This is a genomic window from Gordonia sp. 11cp (assembly GCF_057767225.1).
This window is the reverse complement of the sequence record NZ_CM173437.1, coordinates 993,966-1,012,894: the sequence shown is the minus strand read 5'-3', so window position 1 is coordinate 1,012,894 and position 18,929 is coordinate 993,966. Positions and strand designations below refer to the sequence as shown.

Genomic DNA, 18,929 nt, shown 5'->3' with positions numbered 1-18,929 from the left:
GTCGAAGGGATGTATCGACGGTAGCGCTGATGTTCCGCGGGAGGGTGCGGAATGCCCGGCTCACCCGGTGGTGCGGTCGAGCAACGCCTCCACCAACTGCTTTCCGGTCTCGATGGGGGCGGTGGATCGGGCCATCTTCGACCCCGACAGCGCGCCGTCGTAGACCACCTGGATCTGCCGCGCGATCACGTCGGGTTCGGGAGCGCCGAGTGCGCGCAGGTTGTCGCTCAAGGTGAAGAGCAGCCACGCCCGGTGCGCGGCGATGGGTGGTAGGTCGGTGTCGGGGAACTCGGTCGCGGCGTTGGCGTACTGGCAGCCCCGGAAGTTGCGGGTCGGGGCACCGGCGATGGCGAGGTCGAAGAACGCGAGGATGCGTTCGCGGGGGCCGGCAAGGGTCTTGGTGGCCTCGAGCCATCGGTTTTGATCAGCCTGATCCAAATGGTCGAGGTAGGCGACCACGAGCCCGTCCTTGGAGCCGTATGCGGAGTAGAGGCTGGCCTTGGCGACCCCGGACTCGCGCAGGATCTGATCTATGCCCACTGATCTGATCCCTTGTGCCGCAAAGAGTTCGGATGCAACGGCAAGGAGTCGTTCGGCCGGGGTGTTCTTCCCGGTCGCGTTCGACGCGCGCCGGGCGCTCGCTTGGGCGGGAGTGCTCACGTCGCCAAGCGTAGACCACGATCCGACATAGACAGACCGGTCTGTCTATGCCAGGGTCGGTGCGGTCACCAGCGGGCACACCGACGCAGAAAGGCTCACCCATGGCGCTCTTCCTCTACGAACTCGAACCTGCCGACAAAGATGCGGGCAAGGTCGAGGAACTCATCAAGGGGCTCGACGCGCACCTGCGGACCGCGGGTGGCGAACTGATCGAGACACAGGTGACCGAAGGTGCCGGCCGACTGTTCGTGATCGCGGAGTTCGAGGGGTGCCGCGCCGCGGGACTCGACGAGGTCGAGGCGTTCAAGGGACTCGTCGCCGCCGGACCGGACGAGGTCCGGCTCGTCGGCGCGGATCTGGAGGAGCTGAAGAAGGCACGCCCGACCGCCGGCTACCTCGTCGAGTGGGACATCCCCGAAGCCATCGACATGGACACCTACCTCGCCCGCAAGAAGGCCAACTCCCCGAAATACGCCGACGTCCCCGAGGTCAGCTTCCTGCGAACCTACGTCCGCGAGGACACCGACAAGTGCCTGTGCTTCTACGACGCCCCGGACGAGGCGGCGGTCCGTCACGCCCGCGAGGTCGTCTCGACCCCGGTGGATCGCCTCCACCGTCTGCAGGGCTGAACGGCATGGTGCCGACGCTGACCGGTGAGCTCGACGAGGTGGTCGCCTCCGTGGCCGATCGCGCCCGCGACCTCGACGTCGGGCACACCGACACCCGGGTCGACATCACCGCGGCCGGTGCGGCCGGTCTCCTGGGGAGGGGAGTGGTCGACGGTTCGCTCGCGTCGATGATCGAGGTCATCGAACGTGTGTCGTCGGTGAGTCTGTCGGCCGGGTTCTCGCTGTGGGCGCAGCGGATGACGATCGAATACGTGGCTCGGTCACCGGAGCCGTTGCGGGAGAAGCATCTTGCGTCCCTACTCAGCGGTGAGCGGATCGGTGTCACGGCAATGGCGGCGGGTCTGAAGCAGGTTGCCGGGCTCGGCGAGGTGCCCATCACCGGGCGTCGCGGCCGAGCAGGTGTCGTCGCGAGCGGACCCATCCGCTGGGCGTCGAACGTCTACGACGAGTCGCTCATCGTGCTGCCGGTGCGTACCGAGGACACGACTCTCGTCGCGGTCGTCGACGCGGATGCGGCCGGCGTCGACATCCGTTCCGCGCCGGACCTGATCGGGCTCGGGTCGACCGCATCGACGTCTCTCGAACTCGCCGACGTGACGATCCCGGACGACAACGTGATCTCCGCCGACCTGACCGCGTTCGTCCGGGGGATTCGACCGGTCTTCCTGTTGCTGCAGTGTGCGTTCTGCAGCGGAGCGATCGGTGCCGCCCTCGACGGCGCCGCCGAGTCGCTGGCCGGCGTCAACGAGGTGTTCCGTCCCGAGTTCGACGAGCGAACGGCCGAATTCGACTCGATACGTTCGCGTCTCGCGGTGTACGCCGCCGAGCCGACGACACCGTCGCCGGCCGATCTGATCCGGTTGCGCCTCGATGCCGCCCGAACCGCGGTCGCGGCCTCCCGGCTCGAGGCGACCGTGTGCGGCGGTGCGGGTTATGCGACCGGAACCGCCACCAACCGGCGTTTTCGGGAGACAGCTTTCATCCCCATCCAATCACCTTCGGAAGGACAGCTGCGGTGGGAACTCGCGCAGTTCGAATAACCGGTGGCCGGAAGGCCTTTCGTGGCACGACGGTGCTGTCGGGAATCGACCTCACGGTCGACGACGGCGAGTTCGTCGCCGTTCTCGGGCGCAGCGGCAGCGGAAAGACCACACTTCTGCGTGTGCTCGCCGGTCTCGAGACGCTGGATTCGGGAAGCCTGGAGTGGCAGGACGAATCGGGCGGGGAGCGGCCACACACGGGGGTGGTCTTTCAACGCGCCCTGCTGATGCCGTGGCTGACCGTCGAAGAGAACATCCGGTTCGGCCGACGATTCGCCGCCCACCGTGCGTCGTTCGAGAACGAGTACGCGCTCGGCCTGTTGCGTCGGTTCGGGCTCGACGGTCTCGCCGACCGGTACCCCGATCAGCTGTCGGGCGGTCAGGCGCAGCGAGTGGCGATCATTCGTGCGGCGGCGATCCGGCCCCGGCTGCTCCTGCTCGACGAACCGTTCAGCGCACTGGATCCGGCCGTGCGCGGTGAGTTGCGGGGTTGGCTGGCAGAACTGGCCGGTGAACTGGGGATCACCGTCGTCCTCGTGACCCACGACGTCGACGAGGCGCTCGAACTCGCCGACCGGATCGTCCTGCTGTCCGAGACCGGACGTATCGGCGGGGAATGGGGCACCGGCTCGGGCGTCGATCGAACCGATTCGGAGCGGCGCGCGGAGATCCTGATGCACTTCGGCCGACAGGTGGGGCAGCAGGTGTGAACGCGCCCATCTCACGCCGACTCCTCCTCGCCGGGGTCGGTGGTCTCACCGTGGCGGGCGGCATCGGAGGCGTCGTCGGCCTCGGCCGGGCCGCGACGGAAGCGCCGCCGGGCGCCTCCGATGCGCTGCGGGTCGGTTACCTCCCCATCACCGATGCGGCGCCGCTCCTCGTCGCACATGCCGCCGGACTCTACGACCCGTCTGCGGTGAGTTCGACGAAGCCGGTGCTGTTCCGGAGCTGGTCCTCCCTGGCGGAGGCCTTCGTGACGCGCAAGGTCGACGTCGTCCATCTGCTGATGCCGATGGCGGTGGCACTTCGGTACGCGATGAAGAGCCCGGTGCAGGTGCTGGGCTGGAATCACACCAACGGATCGGCGCTGACCGTGGCGCCCGACGTCGTCGACCTCGAGCAGCTCGCCGGCGCGCAGGTGGCCATTCCGGCGTGGTGGTCGATCCACAACATCATCCTGCAGCGGATGCTGCGCACCCATGGATTGCGACCGGTCATCCGTACCGGGGCATCGCGTGGCGACAAGACCGTCGAACTGGTCGTGATGAGTCCCTCGGACATGGTGCCGGCGCTGGCCAACGGATCGATCGGCGGCTACGTCGTCGCCGATCCGTTCAACGCGATGGCCCAGGTGCGTGGGATCGGCCGCATCCACACCTTCCTCGGCGACGTCTGGCGCCAGCACGCGTGCTGCGCGCTCCTCGTCCACCAGTCGGCCATCGACGAACGCCCGGCCGCGGTGCAATCCCTCGCCGACTCCGTGGTCGCGGCCCAGCATCACATCGACCTCGACCGTCCCCGGGCCGCTGTGGAACTCGCCGGCGGGTACCTCCCGCAGCCGAAACCGGCCATCGCCAAGGCGCTGACCTACGACCCGGCCGACTTCGCCGTGAGCAACGCCGACTGGCAACCGCAGCGACTCGGATTCCAGCCGTTCCCGTTCGCGAGTTTCACCGAGCGGCTCGTCACCGAGATGGACAACACCCTCGTCGACGGCGATCGCCGATTCCTCGCGCGCCTCGACCCGGCAACCGTCCATGCCGACCTCGTCGACGATCGATTCATCCGTAGCGCCATCGGATTCCGTGGTGGCGCAGCCGCTCTCGGACTACCCGCCGACCTCACGAGAACCGAACAGGTGACGTCATGACGCTGCTGACCCAGGACGAGACCGCGACGGCCCCGCGCCGGCGATCCGGTTCTGCCCTCGCCCCGCCGCTGGTCGCGATCGCGGTGCTGGTCGCGATCTGGTGGGCGACGACGACAGTCGTCCCCGCCGAGGACTCCCTCGCCCGCCAGTTCGCTCCCCAGCAGGTGTTCCCGGCGATGTGGGAACTCCTCGACCGCGGGGTGTTGCTGCCCGACATCGGACTGAGCCTGTGGCGGTTGCTGATCGGCCTGCTGATCGCGGTCGTGCTGGGCCTCCCGCTGGGCCTGCTGATCGGTCTGAGTCTCACCGCGGAGCGCGCCGCGAATCCGATCGTCGCCTTCTTGCGGATGATCTCGCCGCTGTCGTGGGCTCCGGTCGCGGTGATGGTGTTCGGCATCGGCAACGAACCGGTCATCTTCCTGATCGCGATCGCGGCGATCTGGCCGATCGTCATCAACACGGCCGCCGGGGTGAAGTCGATCGACCCCGGCCTCGTCGAGGTCGCGCGATCGTTCCATGCCACCCGTACCGAAGTCCTCACGGCCGTGGTGATCCCCGCGATCCGCGGCAACGTGCAGACCGGTGTCCGCGTGGCACTCGGGATCGCCTGGGTGGTCCTGGTACCCGCTGAGATGCTCGGCGTGCGCTCGGGCCTCGGCTACCAGATCCTCAACGCCCGCGATCAGCTGGCCTACGACCAGGTCGCCGCCCTGATCGTCGTGATCGGCATCCTGGGCTTCCTGCTCGACGCGGCAGCCCGCTTGTTGCTCACCCGACGACGGTGAGCGCTGGTCCGCGACGCCGGTCACCTGGGTAGTTCCTGGTGTGAGCGGTTGATGATCCGTATGACGGTGTGCCCGGAATCCGGGCACACCGTCATACGCATCTGTGGTCTCGCCGGGACTGAGCGGCATCCGCTCAACTTTTTTCGACGACCCGGGAACAATCCGCCGATGAGGCCCGTTACACACTTCGAGAAACCTGAGTGATGTGGACTCAAGTAGGTTTGACTCGGACCCACTTTTTCAGTAGGACATGAGTCGGACGCACTGAAGTCCGGTCCCGCAGAGTTTCGCCACGACATCCCCGCGGTCGCGAGACCTCGGGACAAGGACTCGGGTGCACACCCACAAACTAGGAGGAAGCCAAACATGTCTCGTGCTGTTGGAATCGACCTCGGTACCACCAACTCGGTGGTCGCCGTGCTCGAAGGCGGCGAAGCCGCCGTCATCGCCAACGCCGAAGGCGCGCGGACCACACCGTCGGTGGTCGCGTTCGCGCGTAACGGCGAGGTGCTGGTCGGTCAGCCCGCGAAGAACCAGGCGGTCACCAACGTCGACCGCACCATCCGCTCCGTCAAGCGCCACATGGGCGAAGGCGACTGGACCGTCGAGATCGACGACAAGAAGTACACCCCGCAGGAGATCAGCGCGCGCACGCTCATGAAGCTCAAGCGCGACGCCGAGTCGTACCTGGGTGAGGACGTCACCGACGCCGTCATCACGGTTCCCGCGTACTTCAACGACTCCCAGCGTCAGGCCACCAAGGAAGCCGGCCAGATCGCCGGCCTCAACGTGCTCCGCATCGTCAACGAGCCGACCGCGGCCGCCCTGGCCTACGGGCTCGACAAGGGGGAGAAGGAGCAGACCATCCTGGTCTTCGACCTCGGTGGCGGTACCTTCGACGTCTCGCTGCTCGAAATCGGCGACGGTGTCGTCGAGGTCCGCGCGACCTCCGGTGACAACCACCTCGGTGGTGACGACTGGGATCAGCGCGTCGTCGATTGGCTCGTGGAGAAGTTCAAGAGCCAGAACGGCATCGACCTGACCAAGGACAAGATGGCCCTGCAGCGTCTGCGTGAGGCCGCCGAGAAGGCCAAGATCGAGCTCTCGAGCTCGCAGAGCACCTCGATCAACCTGCCCTACATCACCGTCGACGCCGACAAGAACCCGCTGTTCCTCGACGAGCAGCTCTCGCGCAGCGAGTTCCAGAAGATCACCTCTGATCTGCTGGAGCGCACCCGCGCACCGTTCCAGGCCGTCATCAAGGATGCGGGCATCTCCGTCGGCGACATCGACCATGTCGTGCTCGTCGGTGGTTCGACCCGTATGCCGGCCGTCACCGACCTGGTGAAGGAACTGACCGGTGGCCGCGAGCCCAACAAGGGCGTCAACCCGGACGAGGTCGTCGCCGTCGGCGCCGCACTGCAGGCCGGTGTGCTCCGCGGTGAGGTCAAGGACGTGCTGCTGCTCGACGTCACCCCGCTCTCCCTCGGCATCGAGACCAAGGGCGGCGTGATGCACAAGCTGATCGAGCGCAACACCACGATCCCGACCAAGCGGTCGGAGACCTACACCACGGCCGAGGACAACCAGCCGTCGGTGCAGATCCAGGTCTATCAGGGTGAGCGCGAGATCGCCTCGCACAACAAGCTGCTGGGCAGCTTCGAGCTCGGCGGCATCGCCCCGGCACCGCAGGGTGTCCCGCAGATCGAGGTGACCTTCGACATCGACGCCAACGGCATCGTGCACGTCACCGCGAAGGACAAGGGCACCGGCAAGGAGAACTCCATCCGCATCCAGGACGGTTCCGGCCTGAGCAAGGACGAGATCGACCGCATGATCAAGGACGCGGAGGCCCACGCCGACGAGGACCGCAAGCGCCGCGAGGAGGCCGAGACCCGCAACCAGGCGGAGTCGCTCGTCCACCAGACCGAGAAGTTCCTCAAGGAGAACGAGGACAAGGTCCCGGCGGAGGTCAAGGAGAAGGTCGAGGCAGCCGTCTCCAACGCGCAGGAAGCGTTGAAGGGCACCGACACCGCCGCGATCAAGACCGCGATCGAGAAGCTGTCGGAGGAGTCGCAGGCCCTCGGCCAGGCGATCTACGCCAACGCCGCGGCAGAGTCCCCCAACGGTGAGGCTGCCGGCGCCGACAGCGATCCCGACGTCGTCGACGCCGAGGTCGTCGACGACGCTGACACCAAGGAGAACAAGTGACCGCAGGATCCCATTCGACGAATGGGTCCGGCGAGGAGCCGGTGACGGTGACCGACCGTCGTCGCATCGACCCGGAAACGGGTGAGGTGCGCGACGAGCCGGCCGCCGGACCCGGCCCGGCCGACGCCGGACCGGTCGTCGACGAGTCACAGGTCGGCGAGGAGCAGGCCGACGCCGCACCCGACGAACCGGATGCACGCGTCGCCGAACTGACGGCCGACCTCCAGCGTGAACGCGCCCAGTTCGCCAACTTCCGACGGCGTGCCGCCGAGGAGAAGCAGGGCTCGGTCGCCTACGGCAAGCAGATCCTGATCGACAAGCTGCTGCCGGTCATCGACGACCTCGACCGTGCCCGCGAGCACGGCGATCTCGACAGCGGGCCGCTGCGTTCGGTCGCCGACAAGCTGGCCGGTGTGCTGGCCGCCGAAGGTCTCGTGGCCTTCGGTGCGTCGGGTGACGAGTTCGATCCCGAACTCCACGAAGCCGTGCAGCACGACGGCACCGGAGCACATCCGGTGATCGGATCGGTGTACCGATGCGGCTACCGCCTGGGCGAGAAGGTGATCCGCACCGCGATGGTGACGGTCACCGATCCCGCTCCCGCGGGTGACCAGACCGGTGCACAATAGAGCGAACACCGATCCCTGAGGTGCGAGGAGCGCAGACCGCGAACCTCGCACCTCAGGTTCTTCGCAAGACATTCATCCAGACAACAGAACTCAAAGGAGGTGACGTCTGGTGGCACCACAACGTGAGTGGTTAGAACACGACTTCTACAAGGACCTGGGCGTTGCTTCTGACGCTTCGGCTGAAGAGATCAAGAAGGCCTATCGCAAGCTCGCGCGCGAGCTGCATCCGGATGCCAATCCGGGTGACACCGCGGCCGAGGAGCGCTTCAAGCGGGTGTCCGAAGCCCACAGCGTGCTCGGCGACTCCGAGAAGCGCAAGGAATACGACGAGACACGCGCCATGTTCGCCGGCGGACGATTCCGCGGCGGCGGCAACGGCTTCCCGGGCGGATTCCCCGGCGGCGGAACGACCTACACCACCGGCGGTAACGACTTCGACCTCGGCGATCTGTTCGGCGGGGCGCAGACCGGCGGCGGCGGGGGCGGTTTCGGCGACATCTTCGACGGACTGTTCAACCGCGGCGGCGGAACGCAACGTACTTCGACGGCGAGCCGTCCGCGTCGCGGCAAAGACCTCGAGACCGAGACGACGCTCTCGTTCTCCGATGCCGCGCTCGGCACGACCGTCCCCCTGCGGGTGACCAGCCCGTCCCCCTGCACCACCTGCCACGGTTCGGGCGCCAAGCCCGGAACGAGTCCGCGTGTGTGCGCGAACTGCAACGGTTCGGGCTTCGTGAGCCGCAACCAGGGCGCGTTCGGTTTCAGTGAGCCCTGCCAGGACTGCCAGGGCACCGGTTCGCGGATCGACGATCCGTGCACCGACTGCGACGGAAGCGGAGTGAAGGTCCGCGCACGCACCATCAACGTGCGGATTCCCGCCGGCGTCGAGGACGGACAACGCATCCGGCTCGCCGGACAGGGCGAGGCCGGGCGGCGTGGGGCCCCATCGGGCGACCTGTACGTCGTCGTCCACGTGACCCCGCACAAGCAGTTCACCCGCAGCGGCAACGACCTTCGGGTGCAGTTGCCGGTTCGGATCTCCGAACTCGTTCTCGGAGCGACTGTCTCGGTCCCGACACTCGAGGGCTCGGTCGGGGTGAAGATCCCGCCGAACACCACCGACGGCCGCACCCTGCGGGTGCGTGGTCGCGGTGTGCCCAAGCGGTCCGGCGGTGCGGGCGACCTGCTCGTCACCGTGAAGGTCGCGGTGCCGAACAAACTCGACGAGGCCGCGGTCGAGGCGATGCGCGCCTACGATCAGGCCGAGCGGGCAAGCGGTTTCGACCCGCGGGCGGACTGGGGGCGATGAGTGATGGCCGGTCAGAAGAACTTCGACGCCGACGGCGCGACCTTTCTGATCTCGGTCGCCGCCGAACTCGCCGGCATGCACGCGCAGACCCTGCGGACCTATGACCGTCTGGGGCTGGTCACGCCGCAGCGGACGAGTGGTGGCGGTCGCCGCTACTCGTCCCGAGACGTCGAACTCCTGCGGGAGATCCAGCGTCTCTCGCAGGAGGAGGGCGTCAACCTCGCGGGCATCAAGCGCATCATCGACCTGAGCAATCAGGTGGAGGCTCTCCAGCACCGGGTTCGCGAGCTCACCGACGAGGTGCAGGCGTCGCGGACCCGCCGCGGTGGCGAACTCGTCCCGGTGCCGCGCACCAACGCCCTGGTCGTATGGCAGCCGCGACGTAAGCGCACCACCGACTGACTCATCACACCCTCGCCGGGCCCGACATCCGATCGGGCCCGGCGTCGTGGCGTCCGGGCGCAGTTTTCGACGCGAGCCGGTCGACGTGCGTAACGTTGACCGCATGGCTTCTGAACCCGTCACCACCGTCGACTCCGGTCCCCACAAGGTCTCGCGTCGGGTGGTGGTGAACGCCCCGGCCGCCGATGTGTTCGCGCTCGTGTCGAACCCCCATCGCCATCCCGAACTCGACGGCTCCGGCACGGTGCGCGACACCCCCGTCAGCGGGCCCGAGACATTGACCCGCGGCGCGCGTTTCAGCGTCGGGATGAAGCAGTTCGGTGTGCCGTACAAGATCACCTCGACCGTCACCGACTTCGAACCCGACCGGGTCGTCGAGTGGCAGCATCCGATGGGCCACCGCTGGCGGTGGGAGCTCGAATCGACCTCGCCGACCACCACCGCCGTCACCGAGACGTTCGACTACTCGACACTCCGGGTGCCGAAGGTCATGGAACTCATCGGCTACGACAATAAGAACGGCAAGGGGATCGAGGGCACGCTCCGGGCGCTGGCGGCCCGGTTCGCCTGAACCCCGGCCGCAGATGGACTCCTCCGCCGGCTCGCCGGCTCAGCCCGTCGTCGTCCTCGGCATCGTCGGGGCGCCCGGCCAGGCCATCGGTCTCGCGCGCAAACTCGTCGATGACGGCCTGACCGAACACGTCCAGACGACGTTCCCGGGCGCCCGATGGCAGATCGAACTCGTCGAGGCCGGACTCGTGCAGCCGCCGGCCGGCGACGCCGAGATCGTCGATGCCACGAGAGACCTTCTGCTCGAACGTGAATGGGACCTGGTGGTCCACCTGACCGACCTTCCGCTGCACGTCGGCAAACGCCCGGTCGTGGCGCATGCCAACGCCGTGCACGGCGTCGCGGTCCTCTCGGTGCCCGCGCTCGGCGCGACCGGCGTGCGACAGCGGACCCGCGCGATCATCACCGGACTCGTCGGGCAACTCCTCGGCGCCGACGCCGACGACCTCCGCGAACACCAGAAGTCGCCGGCGCGATCGGCGTTGCGCCACCGCGTTCGTCAGCTGGGGACCGACGTCGACGACGAGGGCACCGCCTTCACCGCGCGCGTCCTGACGGGCAACCTGCGCCTGCTCACCGGCATGGTGCGGGCCAACCGCCCGTGGCGTCTCGCACTCGGCCTCACCCGCGCGCTCACCGGAGCGATCGCGGCCGGGGTCTTCGCGTTGGTGACCGCCGACATCTGGCTGCTCGCAGACACTTTCGGCGGGATTCGACTCACCGGTGTCGCGCTCGGATCCATCATCGCCATCACCGCGACGCTGATCATCGGTGCCGACCTCTGGGAACGCGGCAGCTCTCGACAGACGCGAGAACAGGTGGCGCTGTTCAACATCGTCACCGTGATCACCGTGGCCCTCGGTGTCGCAGCCCTCTACGCGGCACTGTTCGTGCTGTCCGCGCTCGGCGCGATGTGCCTCGTGGTGCCGGAGGTGTTCAGTTCGACCCTCGGACACCCGGCCGGCTTCACCGACTATCTGGAGGTCGCCTGGCTGACCTGCTCACTCGCGACCGTCGGAGGAGCCCTGGGGGCGGGCCTGGAAACCGACGAGGCGGTCCGCGTCGCCGCCTACACCCAGCACGCCGCCGAGCCGATCTGAGCAGTACACCGGACACGGTCGGGTGCCCCCCTCTACACGCCAGCCGCTAGGCTTGCGGGTCAGGACGCCGCAGCAGGCCGGCGACGGGAGGTGAACCATGTCCGAGGTACCGGGAACCGGTCCGTTGCCAGGGTTCGTGGTTCTGGGCATCTCCGTCGTCGACGACCAGATCAGCTCGGTGGTTCGTGACGCCGACGGACACATCCTGGCGAGCAACCTCGTGGACCTCCCCGACGCGTCGGCCGCCGGTGCCGAGGCCGCCATCGTCGAACTCGTCGACTCCGTCCCTGTGGAGGTCGATCGGATCGGCATCTCGGCGTCGCGTGCGGACGTCCGCGATCATCTGGCCCGGGTCTTCGCGCCGGGCGCGGCCACGGGGCCGTCCTGGAGCGACAAGGTCGTCGTCACCGGATACGCCGCGGCACTGGCCGAGATCGCCTGCACCTACTCGACCCGCGGCGGTGTGGTCGCCGTCGTCGACCTCGATCGCAACGCGGCACCCGCGGCCGGCACGACGCTGGCGACCGTCGACACCGCGTCGGGCGCGGTCCTCGGCACCGCCGACTTCGCGCCGGGTGAGATCGCCTCGGTCACCGACCCCGACGCCGCGTCGCGGCTCGCGACGACGGTCAGCGGGCTGCCACGTGGTCGAGACGTCACCTCGGTGATCGTGGTCGGCCCGGGTGCGCAACTCCCCGGGATCGCGCCGGCGTTCGAGTACGCGGCGCAGCGCCCGGTCACGGTCGCGGACAACCCGTCTCTCGCCTCCGCGATCGGTGCCGCCGACGCCGCGGTGGTCGCGCCGGCCACCGCCGTCGCCACCCGGACGTCGACCGGTCGCCGCTGGTGGTTCGTCGGCGCCGCGATCGGTGCCGCCGTGTTCCTGGGTGCCGTCGGGATCACCCTCCTCCTGACCGCCGAGTCGAGCATCGTCGAACCCGCCGCCCCCGTCACGGTGACCGAGACGCCGGCGGCGGTCACCTCGACCGAACAGGCGACGGTCACCGAGACCGAGACGGCGACCGACGTCCGCACGACGACCGTGACGAGCACTCCACGCCCGGTCACGCGGACGGAGACGGTGACCGAGTCGGCTGCCGAGACGGAGACCGTGACCGAGACCGAGACCGTCTACTCGGCTCCGGCCGGCGGCGAACCGAGTCTCGAAGTCCCCTGAGCGGCCCTAGAACACGGGGTCGTGCTGGATACGGCTGGCCCGCACACCGGCGATGATGAGGGTGCGTCGGGTGTTCTCGATCATCTGGGGTGACCCCGCGATCAGGACCTGGCGGTCCTCCCAGTTGCCGGACCGGGCCACCACGTCGGCGAGTGTGCCGATCTCGTGGTCGACACCGAGTTCGGCGGGCGTCGCCACCGCGTTGATCCACCACGGATCGGTCTGCTCTTCGGACACGGCGGTGACGCGCAGCCACGGATTGGTCGACGCGATGCGGTGCAGCACCGTCAGGTCGTACAGCTCGCCCGGGTAGCGCATCCCGTAGAAGATGTGCGTCTCCGGCGAGTCGGCGCGTGCGGACATCTCGATCAGCAGTGCGCGCAGGGGAGCGAGTCCGGTGCCGCCCGCGACCATCAGGACCTTGCTGTCGCGGTCGACGTGCAGCGTGCCGTGCCCTTGGGCGAGGGTCCACACGTCGCCGACGCTGGTCTCGCTCACGATCGCGGTGCTCACCGTTCCACGGGGGACCGCGCGGACGTGGAACTCCAGTTCGCCCGCCGGGTTGGGCGGGATGGCGGGGGAGAAGTTGCGCCACTGCTTCGGCCACTGCGGGGTGTGCACCTCGAGGTACTGGCCCGTGTTGAACGTCAGCGGCGAATGGGCGAGGAGCCGGACGACCGCCAGGTCGCGGGTGATCCGGTACTTCTCGACGACTTCGGCGGTCCAGCGCGCGGGATGGGTCGCGCTCTCGGCGGCACCACGCATCACCCCGGTCACCAGCATCATGGCCTGCGAGATGGTCTGTTCGGTCTCGGCGTCCCAGTAGCCGGCCATGAGGCTGCCGAACTCGCCCATCAGGGCCGCGTACATCACGTGGTAGTGCTCGGGCTCGACCCCGAACTTGCGATGGTCGCGTCCGAGCTGCGCGAGGAACTCCACGAGTTCGGCATGACCGGACTCGGCCGGGATCGCTTCGAGGACATGGTCGATGACGCGATGGAAGGCTATCCGCTGGGCGGCCATCGACACACCGAACAGCTCCCGCAGGTCGGGGTCGATCGCGAACATCCGGGTGTAGACGTTGGTGACGAACCGGTCGGGCTGCCGATTGACTGCCGTCCGCAGCTGATGCAGCGCATGGCGCGAATGTGTCGCCATATCGAAAAGATCACACCTCCGTCGCGGCTCGTTTCCCCACCCGGTTCAAGAGACCCACACTAGTCCTTCGGTGCGTCCGAATTCAGGATCCGGCATCGTATGTCGAGCGGTTGTGAGGTGTGGCAAGGTACCGGTATGACGTCCCTCGAAGGGGTCCTCACGGGCATCGTTGATGCCCATGTGCAGCACTGGAACCCGCGGCGCACCCCATGGGCGGCCACGCGCGCGTCGAGGCTGTACGGGTTCGTCCCCACATTGGGCGACCGGGTTTTCCCCCTCATCGTCTCCCGCGCCGACCGCGAGTACATCCTGACCCCGCGCACCGTCGCCCGGGCCTACGAGCCGCGACAGTACGCCACCGACGCGGCGCTGGTCCCGACCGTGGTGGGAGTGCCCATCGACACGGTCGTCCACGTCGAGTCGCATTGGCGTCGCGAGATCCCCGACGCCACGGGGCCCCCGGTGGACAGCACCGCGGTGGAGGAGACGCGGTACCTGGAGAGCCTGCCGTTCGGCCAGGCCGGCACCCCGCGTCTCGGCGCGATCATCTCGCACGGCGACCCGCGGACCCGGACTTTCGCGGACATGCTCGACGAGCAGTTCGCGGCGTCGTCGCGATTCCGCGGCATCCGCATCGTCGCGTCTCGGCATCCCGATCCACGTGTCCGCGACGGCGGGGACACCGACAACCTGCTGTCCTCGACGTCGTTCCTGGAGGGATTCGCCGAGCTCGCGAGCCGCGGTCTCGTCTTCGAGGCCTCGGTGTACTCACACCAGCTCTACGACGTCATCCTGCTGGCGCGGGAGTATCCGGAGACGACGATCATCCTGGACCACTTCGGCATACCGGCCGGGGTCTTCGGTCCGGTGGGTATGCGTACCGGCGCGACAGCCGCTGCGCGCGCGGACATCTGGCGGCTGTGGCGCGAACGGATGACGACCCTCGCGAACTACCGCAACGTGGTGGTCAAGCTGTCCGGTCTGGCGATGCCCATCCTCGGCTATGGCCACGAGCGGTGGGGCAACATCGGCGGTCAGGCCACCCTCGCCGAGATGATCGGGCCGTTCGTCGAGCACGTCATCACCCATTTCGGGTCCGATCGCATCATGTTCGGGACCAACTACCCGATCGACCGGCCCAACGCCGCGATCGACGTCCTCGTGGGCGCACTCCTCGACTGCGTGTCCCAGTGGGGGTCCGAGGCGTTGCGAAAGGTGTTCCGCGACACAGCGGTTCGCGTGTACGCGATCGACGGTCCGAGGAGCTGACCGTTCATCGGGTCCGTGGCCACCACGTCGAGCGCTTCTCCGGTTCTGGCACGGGCACGTCGCGCATGAGCCGGTTCAGGATCTCCACGAGTTCCGTGCACGAGGAGTACCGGTCCTCGGGAGACTTCGCCAGGGCCTTGGCGAAGATCGAGTTCGTCGCCGACGGCAGCCAGGGCCGGCGTCGGGTGAGTTTCGGCGGGTCGTCGTTGAGGTGCGCATAGGTGATCGCGAAGGCGGTGTTGCGTGGATACGGCGGTGTACCGGTGATGAGTTCGACGAGCGTGCAGGCAAACGCGTAGAAATCGGTTGCCGGCGTGAGTTTCTGCGCCTGCAGGAGTTCGGGCGAGGCGTAGCCGATGGAACCCTGTACGCGGCCGTTGCGCGCGAGTGGCCGCGTGTCGTCGAGGAATTGGGCGATCCCGAAGTCCGACAGGTAGGCGTCGACCGGACCGGCGCCGTCCGATCGTGGGCCGGGGGTGCGGGACAGGAGGATGTTCGCGGGTTTGACGTCGCGGTGCAGGATGTCCTGGGCGTGCGCATGGTCGAGTGCATCGGCGATCTGCGCCGCCACACGCAGGACGGTGTCCATGTCCGGCTCGTCGCCACGTTCCGGGATGAGTGCGGTCGCGGCCGGTCCGCCGATGTACTGCATGGTCAGCCACATCGACGGCAGGTGCCGCGGGCCGAGCGATCCGCGCGGTGGCTCGATCTCACCGTGCGAGAGCATGCGCACGATGTGGGGATGGTCCAGCAGCGACGCGATGCCGAATTCTCGCTCGAAGCGCTCGCGGACCCGCGCGTGGTCGGAAGCGTTCGGGTGCAGGACCTTCAGCGCGACGGACCCGTCGCGTCGGTCGTGCCGAAGGTCCGACGGGTCCCCGTCGCTGCCGGTGCGATGGACCCGGAACACATCCGCGCTCGCCCCGCCACCGAGGAATTCGTCGATGGTGAAGCCGGCCACGCTCTCGCCAACCTCGAACACGCTTCTCACAGTAGATGCGTCGACGGACCCGCGGCGGGAACCGGCGGGGTCAGCGAGCCGGTGTCAGGCGGAAGATCGGGAATCGGCGGCCCTGAGCGGTCTCGGTGTACTTCAGGAACTGCTCGGAGGCCTCGATGAACTTCTGCCACGCCGGTTCCCAGTCGTCGCCTTCGACTTCGCTCACCGCGGTGTCGAGACGCTCGATGCCGTTCTCCGACGGTGCCTCCACGGCGACCGACTCCGGGTGGGCACGGAGATTGTGCACCCAGTCCGGCGTCTTCGGCGAGCCGGCGAACGACCCGATGATCAGCCAGCTGTCGCCGTCGGGAAGCGCGAACAGAGGACTGATCCGCGGCTCGGCGGATTTGGCGCCCAGCGTGTGCAGGAGCACGAGATTCTTGCCGAAGCCGGCGGTCTCGACATGGCCGTTGTTGGATCGGAACTCGTTGATGACGGTCGCATTGAAATCGTTCACGAACTCCATTGTTCCGGTACGGGGGAAGTCCGGCCATGTTTCACAGTGCAAACCGTGGTCGTCGGCCCGGCGAATACTCTGAACAGATGAGTGCCGACCCGAGTTCGCTCGCCGATTCCCTCCCCGACGGCATGGTGGTCACCGACGCCGACATCCTGGCCGGCTACCGGCAGGACCGCGCCGCCGACCCGACGGCGGGCACTCCGCTCGCACTGGTGCGGCCGACGACCACCGAACACGTACAGGTCACCGTCCGCTGGTGCGCGGCCAACGGTGTCCCGATCATCACGCGGGGTGCAGGCACCAGCCTGTCCGGGGGATCGACGGCGGTGGACGGCGCGATCATGCTCTCGACCGAGAAGATGCGCGACATCGAGGTCGACCCGGCGACACGGACCGCGGTCGTCCAACCCGGCCTGTTCAACTCGGAGGTGAAGGCCGCGGCCTCGGCTCATGGGCTCTGGTACCCGCCGGACCCCTCGTCGTTCGAGATCTGCTCGATCGGCGGGAACGTCGCCACCAACGCCGGCGGGCTGTGCTGCGTGAAGTACGGCGTCACCACCGACTACGTCCTGGGTCTGCAGGTGGTGCTCGCCGATGGACGCGCGGTCCGGGTCGGGGGCAAGCAGCTCAAGGACTCCGCAGGCCTGCCGCTGACCAAACTGTTCGTCGGAAGCGAAGGGCTCCTCGGGATCATCACCGAGGTCACCCTGCGGCTCCTGCCGCCGCAGGGTCCGGCGAGCACCGTTGTCGGAGTGTTCGGTTCGGTGCACGAGGCCAGCCGGGCCGTTCTGGCGGTGACCGCAGAGATCCGTCCGGCGATGCTCGAGTTCATGGATTCGGTCGCCATCAACGCCGTCGAGGATCTGATGCGGATGGGCCTCGACCGGGAGGCCGGCGCGCTCCTCGTCGCGCAGTCCGACGCCCCGGGTGCCGCCGGCGCGGCCGAGGTCGAGTTCATCCGGAAGGCCTTCGAGACCAACGGTGCGGGGGAGGTCTTCGCGACCGACGATCCCATCGAGGGCGAGGCATTCACCGCCGCCCGTCGCGCGGCGATCCCGGCCGTGGAGAAGCTGGGATCGTTGTTGCTCGAGGACGTCGGTGTGCCCCTCCCGTCCCTGCCCGATCTGATCGACGGCGTGGCGGAGATCGCCGACGACAATCGGGTGATGATCTCGGTGATCGCCCACGCGGGCGACGGCAACACGCATCCGCTGATCGTGTTCGACCCCACCGACCCGGCCGAGGCGCAACGCGCGCAGGTCGCGTTCGGCCAGATCATGGACCTCGCGATCCGGTTGGGCGGCACCATCACCGGCGAGCACGGTGTGGGACGCCTGAAGAAGGGCTGGCTGCCCGACCAGGTCGGATCCGACGTCATGGAACTGACGGCGCGGATCAAGCAGGCTCTCGACCCCGACGGTCTGCTGAATCCGGGGGTGCTCCTGTAGCCGGCCCGAAGGTGGGGCGGCCCGCCACCACGTAGGTGCCGCGCCCAGCGGCCTTGGCGTCGAACAGCGCGTCGTCGGCGACCTCGAACTCGTGCCGGATGAACGCGTTGGCGTCGGCGGAGGACATGTGGCCCGCCGGGGTGACACCGACGGCGATGCCCAGGCTGACGGAGGCCGTCGCGCCTTTCCGGGTGGTGATGAGCTGCGTGCGGATGCGTTCGGCGAGAGCCCGCACCGAGGCCTCGTCCGCGAGCGCCGCGATCGCGAACTCGTCGCCGCCCAACCGCGCTACGATGGCCTGTCCGTCCGTCGCCCCCTGCAGGATCGCCGCGACGCGCTCGAGGACGTCGTCGCCGGTCGCGTGGCCGTGCTCGTCGTTGATGCCCTTGAATCGGTCGACATCGGCGGTGAGGAGGGCGAACGGGCGGGCGGGGCTGCGTCGGAGCATCGTCGCCGTCGCGTAGAGGAATCCGCGGCGATTCAACAAACCGGTCAGCGAATCGGTGTTCGCCATGATCAGCTGATGTTTCAGCGAGCGCTGGAAATCGGATGTGTAACTGCGATGAAGAGCCGTCGTGCCATTGGTGACGACCAATAGCGCAAGCGTCGTGAACACCACACTGAGAATCGGGGTGCCATTCGACCACGAGAGGATTCCCAGGGCGCCGACGGCAATGCTCGAGTAGATCATGTGCGCGTACGCGACCGGGCTCCGTACGAAATGAGCCACATATGAACCGACGACCGCGAAGATCGCCGCGCAGAACTGGGCGAGGGTGATGTCGGTGATGGCGAGGAGGGCCACGGTCAGCACGGCGTCGGCCCACAGGACGAATGCGGTGTTGAATCCTCTGAGCGAGGACTGCTTGGTCCACCAGATCACCCCGAGGTGGACCCGGCTGACGGCGAAGGCCATCGGGATCGTCGTGGCCACGGCGATGCCGAGCGCGATCGAGCGCGGGGCGGAACCCTGCGTGCCGCTCGGTGTGAAGAGCGCGATGGTCCCGAGAATCCCGCAGACGGCGACCAGCACGGAGATGGTGATCCGGACGTGCCGTTCGCGCATCCGCACCTGTTTGAGGACGTGGTCGGCGTCGTCGTAGAGGTGGCGGTGTCCGGTGATCTCGCCGGTCATCGGCCCGTGCCGAAGTGCCCGGAACCGCGCTGTTCGGCGCGCGTCGGGCCCCTCGTGTTCCGGGTGGTCGATGGCCG

At 68.0% G+C, this 18,929-nt stretch carries 18 protein-coding genes and 1 pseudogene; 14 read left to right on the top strand and 5 right to left on the bottom strand.

Annotated features, from left to right (window positions below; genetic code table 11):
• Positions 1 to 60 precede the first annotated feature (60 nt).
• Positions 61 to 660, bottom strand: coding sequence for a TetR/AcrR family transcriptional regulator (locus AC3B6C_RS04335; protein ID WP_488375106.1), 600 nt, complete (start codon positions 658 to 660; stop codon positions 61 to 63).
• A 101-nt stretch (positions 661 to 761) separates the two neighbouring features.
• On the opposite strand from AC3B6C_RS04335, the gene AC3B6C_RS04330 reads away from it, so the two are divergent.
• From AC3B6C_RS04330 to AC3B6C_RS04275, 12 genes are all read left to right on the top strand, one after another.
• Positions 762 to 1,289, top strand: a complete 528-nt coding sequence (locus tag AC3B6C_RS04330; protein WP_488375105.1) for a DUF4242 domain-containing protein — start codon at positions 762 to 764, stop codon at positions 1,287 to 1,289.
• A gap of 5 nt (positions 1,290 to 1,294) precedes the next feature.
• Entirely contained in the window at positions 1,295 to 2,329 is a 1,035-nt protein-coding gene (locus AC3B6C_RS04325; RefSeq protein ID WP_488375104.1) for an acyl-CoA dehydrogenase family protein, read from the top strand.
• Positions 2,305 to 3,039, top strand: coding sequence for an ABC transporter ATP-binding protein (locus AC3B6C_RS04320; RefSeq protein WP_488375103.1), 735 nt, complete (start codon positions 2,305 to 2,307; stop codon positions 3,037 to 3,039). The genes AC3B6C_RS04325 and AC3B6C_RS04320 overlap by 25 nt, the downstream gene beginning before the upstream one ends.
• On the top strand, positions 3,036 to 4,199 hold the full coding sequence (locus AC3B6C_RS04315) for an ABC transporter substrate-binding protein (RefSeq protein ID WP_488375101.1): 1,164 nt from the start codon (positions 3,036 to 3,038) through the stop codon (positions 4,197 to 4,199). Before AC3B6C_RS04320 ends, AC3B6C_RS04315 begins: the two co-directional genes overlap by 4 nt.
• Positions 4,196 to 4,984 carry an ABC transporter permease gene (locus AC3B6C_RS04310; protein WP_055477115.1) on the top strand — a complete coding sequence of 263 codons (789 nt, stop codon included), beginning with the start codon at positions 4,196 to 4,198 and terminating at the stop codon, positions 4,982 to 4,984. Before AC3B6C_RS04315 ends, AC3B6C_RS04310 begins: the two co-directional genes overlap by 4 nt.
• Before the next feature lie 366 nt (positions 4,985 to 5,350).
• A complete protein-coding gene (gene dnaK, locus AC3B6C_RS04305; RefSeq protein ID WP_010842653.1) occupies positions 5,351 to 7,195 on the top strand; it encodes a molecular chaperone DnaK in 1,845 nt (614 codons plus the stop codon).
• Entirely contained in the window at positions 7,192 to 7,824 is a 633-nt protein-coding gene (gene grpE, locus AC3B6C_RS04300) for a nucleotide exchange factor GrpE (protein WP_010842654.1), read from the top strand. Before dnaK ends, grpE begins: the two co-directional genes overlap by 4 nt.
• Before the next feature lie 109 nt (positions 7,825 to 7,933).
• Entirely contained in the window at positions 7,934 to 9,133 is a 1,200-nt protein-coding gene (gene dnaJ, locus AC3B6C_RS04295) for a molecular chaperone DnaJ (protein WP_055477113.1), read from the top strand.
• 3 nt (positions 9,134 to 9,136) lie between these two features.
• Entirely contained in the window at positions 9,137 to 9,535 is a 399-nt protein-coding gene (locus AC3B6C_RS04290; RefSeq protein WP_010842656.1) for a heat shock protein transcriptional repressor HspR, read from the top strand.
• A gap of 103 nt (positions 9,536 to 9,638) precedes the next feature.
• Positions 9,639 to 10,106, top strand: a complete 468-nt coding sequence (locus tag AC3B6C_RS04285) for an SRPBCC family protein (RefSeq protein ID WP_488375100.1) — start codon at positions 9,639 to 9,641, stop codon at positions 10,104 to 10,106.
• A gap of 13 nt (positions 10,107 to 10,119) precedes the next feature.
• The gene (locus AC3B6C_RS04280) at positions 10,120 to 11,205 is read left to right on the top strand and encodes a hypothetical protein (protein WP_488375099.1); all 1,086 of its coding nucleotides are present in this window, start codon (positions 10,120 to 10,122) and stop codon (positions 11,203 to 11,205) included.
• 97 nt (positions 11,206 to 11,302) lie between these two features.
• The gene (locus tag AC3B6C_RS04275; protein WP_488375098.1) at positions 11,303 to 12,382 is read left to right on the top strand and encodes a hypothetical protein; all 1,080 of its coding nucleotides are present in this window, start codon (positions 11,303 to 11,305) and stop codon (positions 12,380 to 12,382) included.
• Between the two features lie 6 nt (positions 12,383 to 12,388).
• Here the strand turns inward: AC3B6C_RS04275 and AC3B6C_RS04270 are convergent.
• Positions 12,389 to 13,549: pseudogene (locus tag AC3B6C_RS04270) on the bottom strand (FAD-binding oxidoreductase); the annotation flags it as partial.
• A 126-nt stretch (positions 13,550 to 13,675) separates the two neighbouring features.
• Between AC3B6C_RS04270 and AC3B6C_RS04265 the strand changes: the two are divergent.
• On the top strand, positions 13,676 to 14,809 hold the full coding sequence (locus AC3B6C_RS04265) for an amidohydrolase family protein (RefSeq protein WP_055477110.1): 1,134 nt from the start codon (positions 13,676 to 13,678) through the stop codon (positions 14,807 to 14,809).
• 4 nt (positions 14,810 to 14,813) lie between these two features.
• Here AC3B6C_RS04265 and AC3B6C_RS04260 read toward each other — a convergent pair whose 3' ends face one another.
• Both AC3B6C_RS04260 and AC3B6C_RS04255 read right to left on the bottom strand, forming a co-directional pair.
• Complete coding sequence (locus tag AC3B6C_RS04260) at positions 14,814 to 15,791, bottom strand: serine/threonine-protein kinase (protein WP_488375097.1); 978 nt, start codon at positions 15,789 to 15,791, stop codon at positions 14,814 to 14,816.
• 49 nt (positions 15,792 to 15,840) lie between these two features.
• On the bottom strand, positions 15,841 to 16,266 hold the full coding sequence (locus AC3B6C_RS04255) for a nitroreductase/quinone reductase family protein (protein WP_014928212.1): 426 nt from the start codon (positions 16,264 to 16,266) through the stop codon (positions 15,841 to 15,843).
• 86 nt (positions 16,267 to 16,352) lie between these two features.
• Between AC3B6C_RS04255 and AC3B6C_RS04250 the strand changes: the two genes are divergently transcribed.
• Positions 16,353 to 17,717: an FAD-binding oxidoreductase gene (locus tag AC3B6C_RS04250; protein WP_488375096.1), complete on the top strand. Its 1,365-nt coding sequence runs from the start codon at positions 16,353 to 16,355 to the stop codon at positions 17,715 to 17,717.
• Here AC3B6C_RS04250 and AC3B6C_RS04245 read toward each other — a convergent pair.
• On the bottom strand, positions 17,665 to 18,852 hold the full coding sequence (locus AC3B6C_RS04245) for a GGDEF domain-containing protein (RefSeq protein ID WP_014928210.1): 1,188 nt from the start codon (positions 18,850 to 18,852) through the stop codon (positions 17,665 to 17,667). The two genes, AC3B6C_RS04250 and AC3B6C_RS04245, sit on opposite strands and share 53 nt — an antisense overlap.
• Between the last annotated feature and the right edge of the window lie 77 nt (positions 18,853 to 18,929).

Bases quoted from the DNA above. Each gene is read 5' to 3' on its own strand.
- AC3B6C_RS04330 (WP_488375105.1), top strand. From the start codon at position 762: ATGGCGCTCTTCCTCTACGAACTCGAACCTGCCGACAAAGATGCGGGC.
- AC3B6C_RS04325 (WP_488375104.1), top strand. From the start codon at position 1,295: ATGGTGCCGACGCTGACCGGTGAGCTCGACGAGGTGGTCGCCTCCGTG.
- AC3B6C_RS04310 (WP_055477115.1), top strand. From the start codon at position 4,196: ATGACGCTGCTGACCCAGGACGAGACCGCGACGGCCCCGCGCCGGCGA.
- dnaK (WP_010842653.1), top strand. From the start codon at position 5,351: ATGTCTCGTGCTGTTGGAATCGACCTCGGTACCACCAACTCGGTGGTC.
- AC3B6C_RS04290 (WP_010842656.1), top strand. From the start codon at position 9,137: ATGGCCGGTCAGAAGAACTTCGACGCCGACGGCGCGACCTTTCTGATC.
- AC3B6C_RS04285 (WP_488375100.1), top strand. From the start codon at position 9,639: ATGGCTTCTGAACCCGTCACCACCGTCGACTCCGGTCCCCACAAGGTC.
- AC3B6C_RS04280 (WP_488375099.1), top strand. From the start codon at position 10,120: ATGGACTCCTCCGCCGGCTCGCCGGCTCAGCCCGTCGTCGTCCTCGGC.
- AC3B6C_RS04275 (WP_488375098.1), top strand. From the start codon at position 11,303: ATGTCCGAGGTACCGGGAACCGGTCCGTTGCCAGGGTTCGTGGTTCTG.
- AC3B6C_RS04265 (WP_055477110.1), top strand. From the start codon at position 13,676: ATGACGTCCCTCGAAGGGGTCCTCACGGGCATCGTTGATGCCCATGTG.
- AC3B6C_RS04250 (WP_488375096.1), top strand. From the start codon at position 16,353: ATGAGTGCCGACCCGAGTTCGCTCGCCGATTCCCTCCCCGACGGCATG.
- AC3B6C_RS04245 (WP_014928210.1), bottom strand. From the start codon at position 18,852: ATGACCGGCGAGATCACCGGACACCGCCACCTCTACGACGACGCCGAC.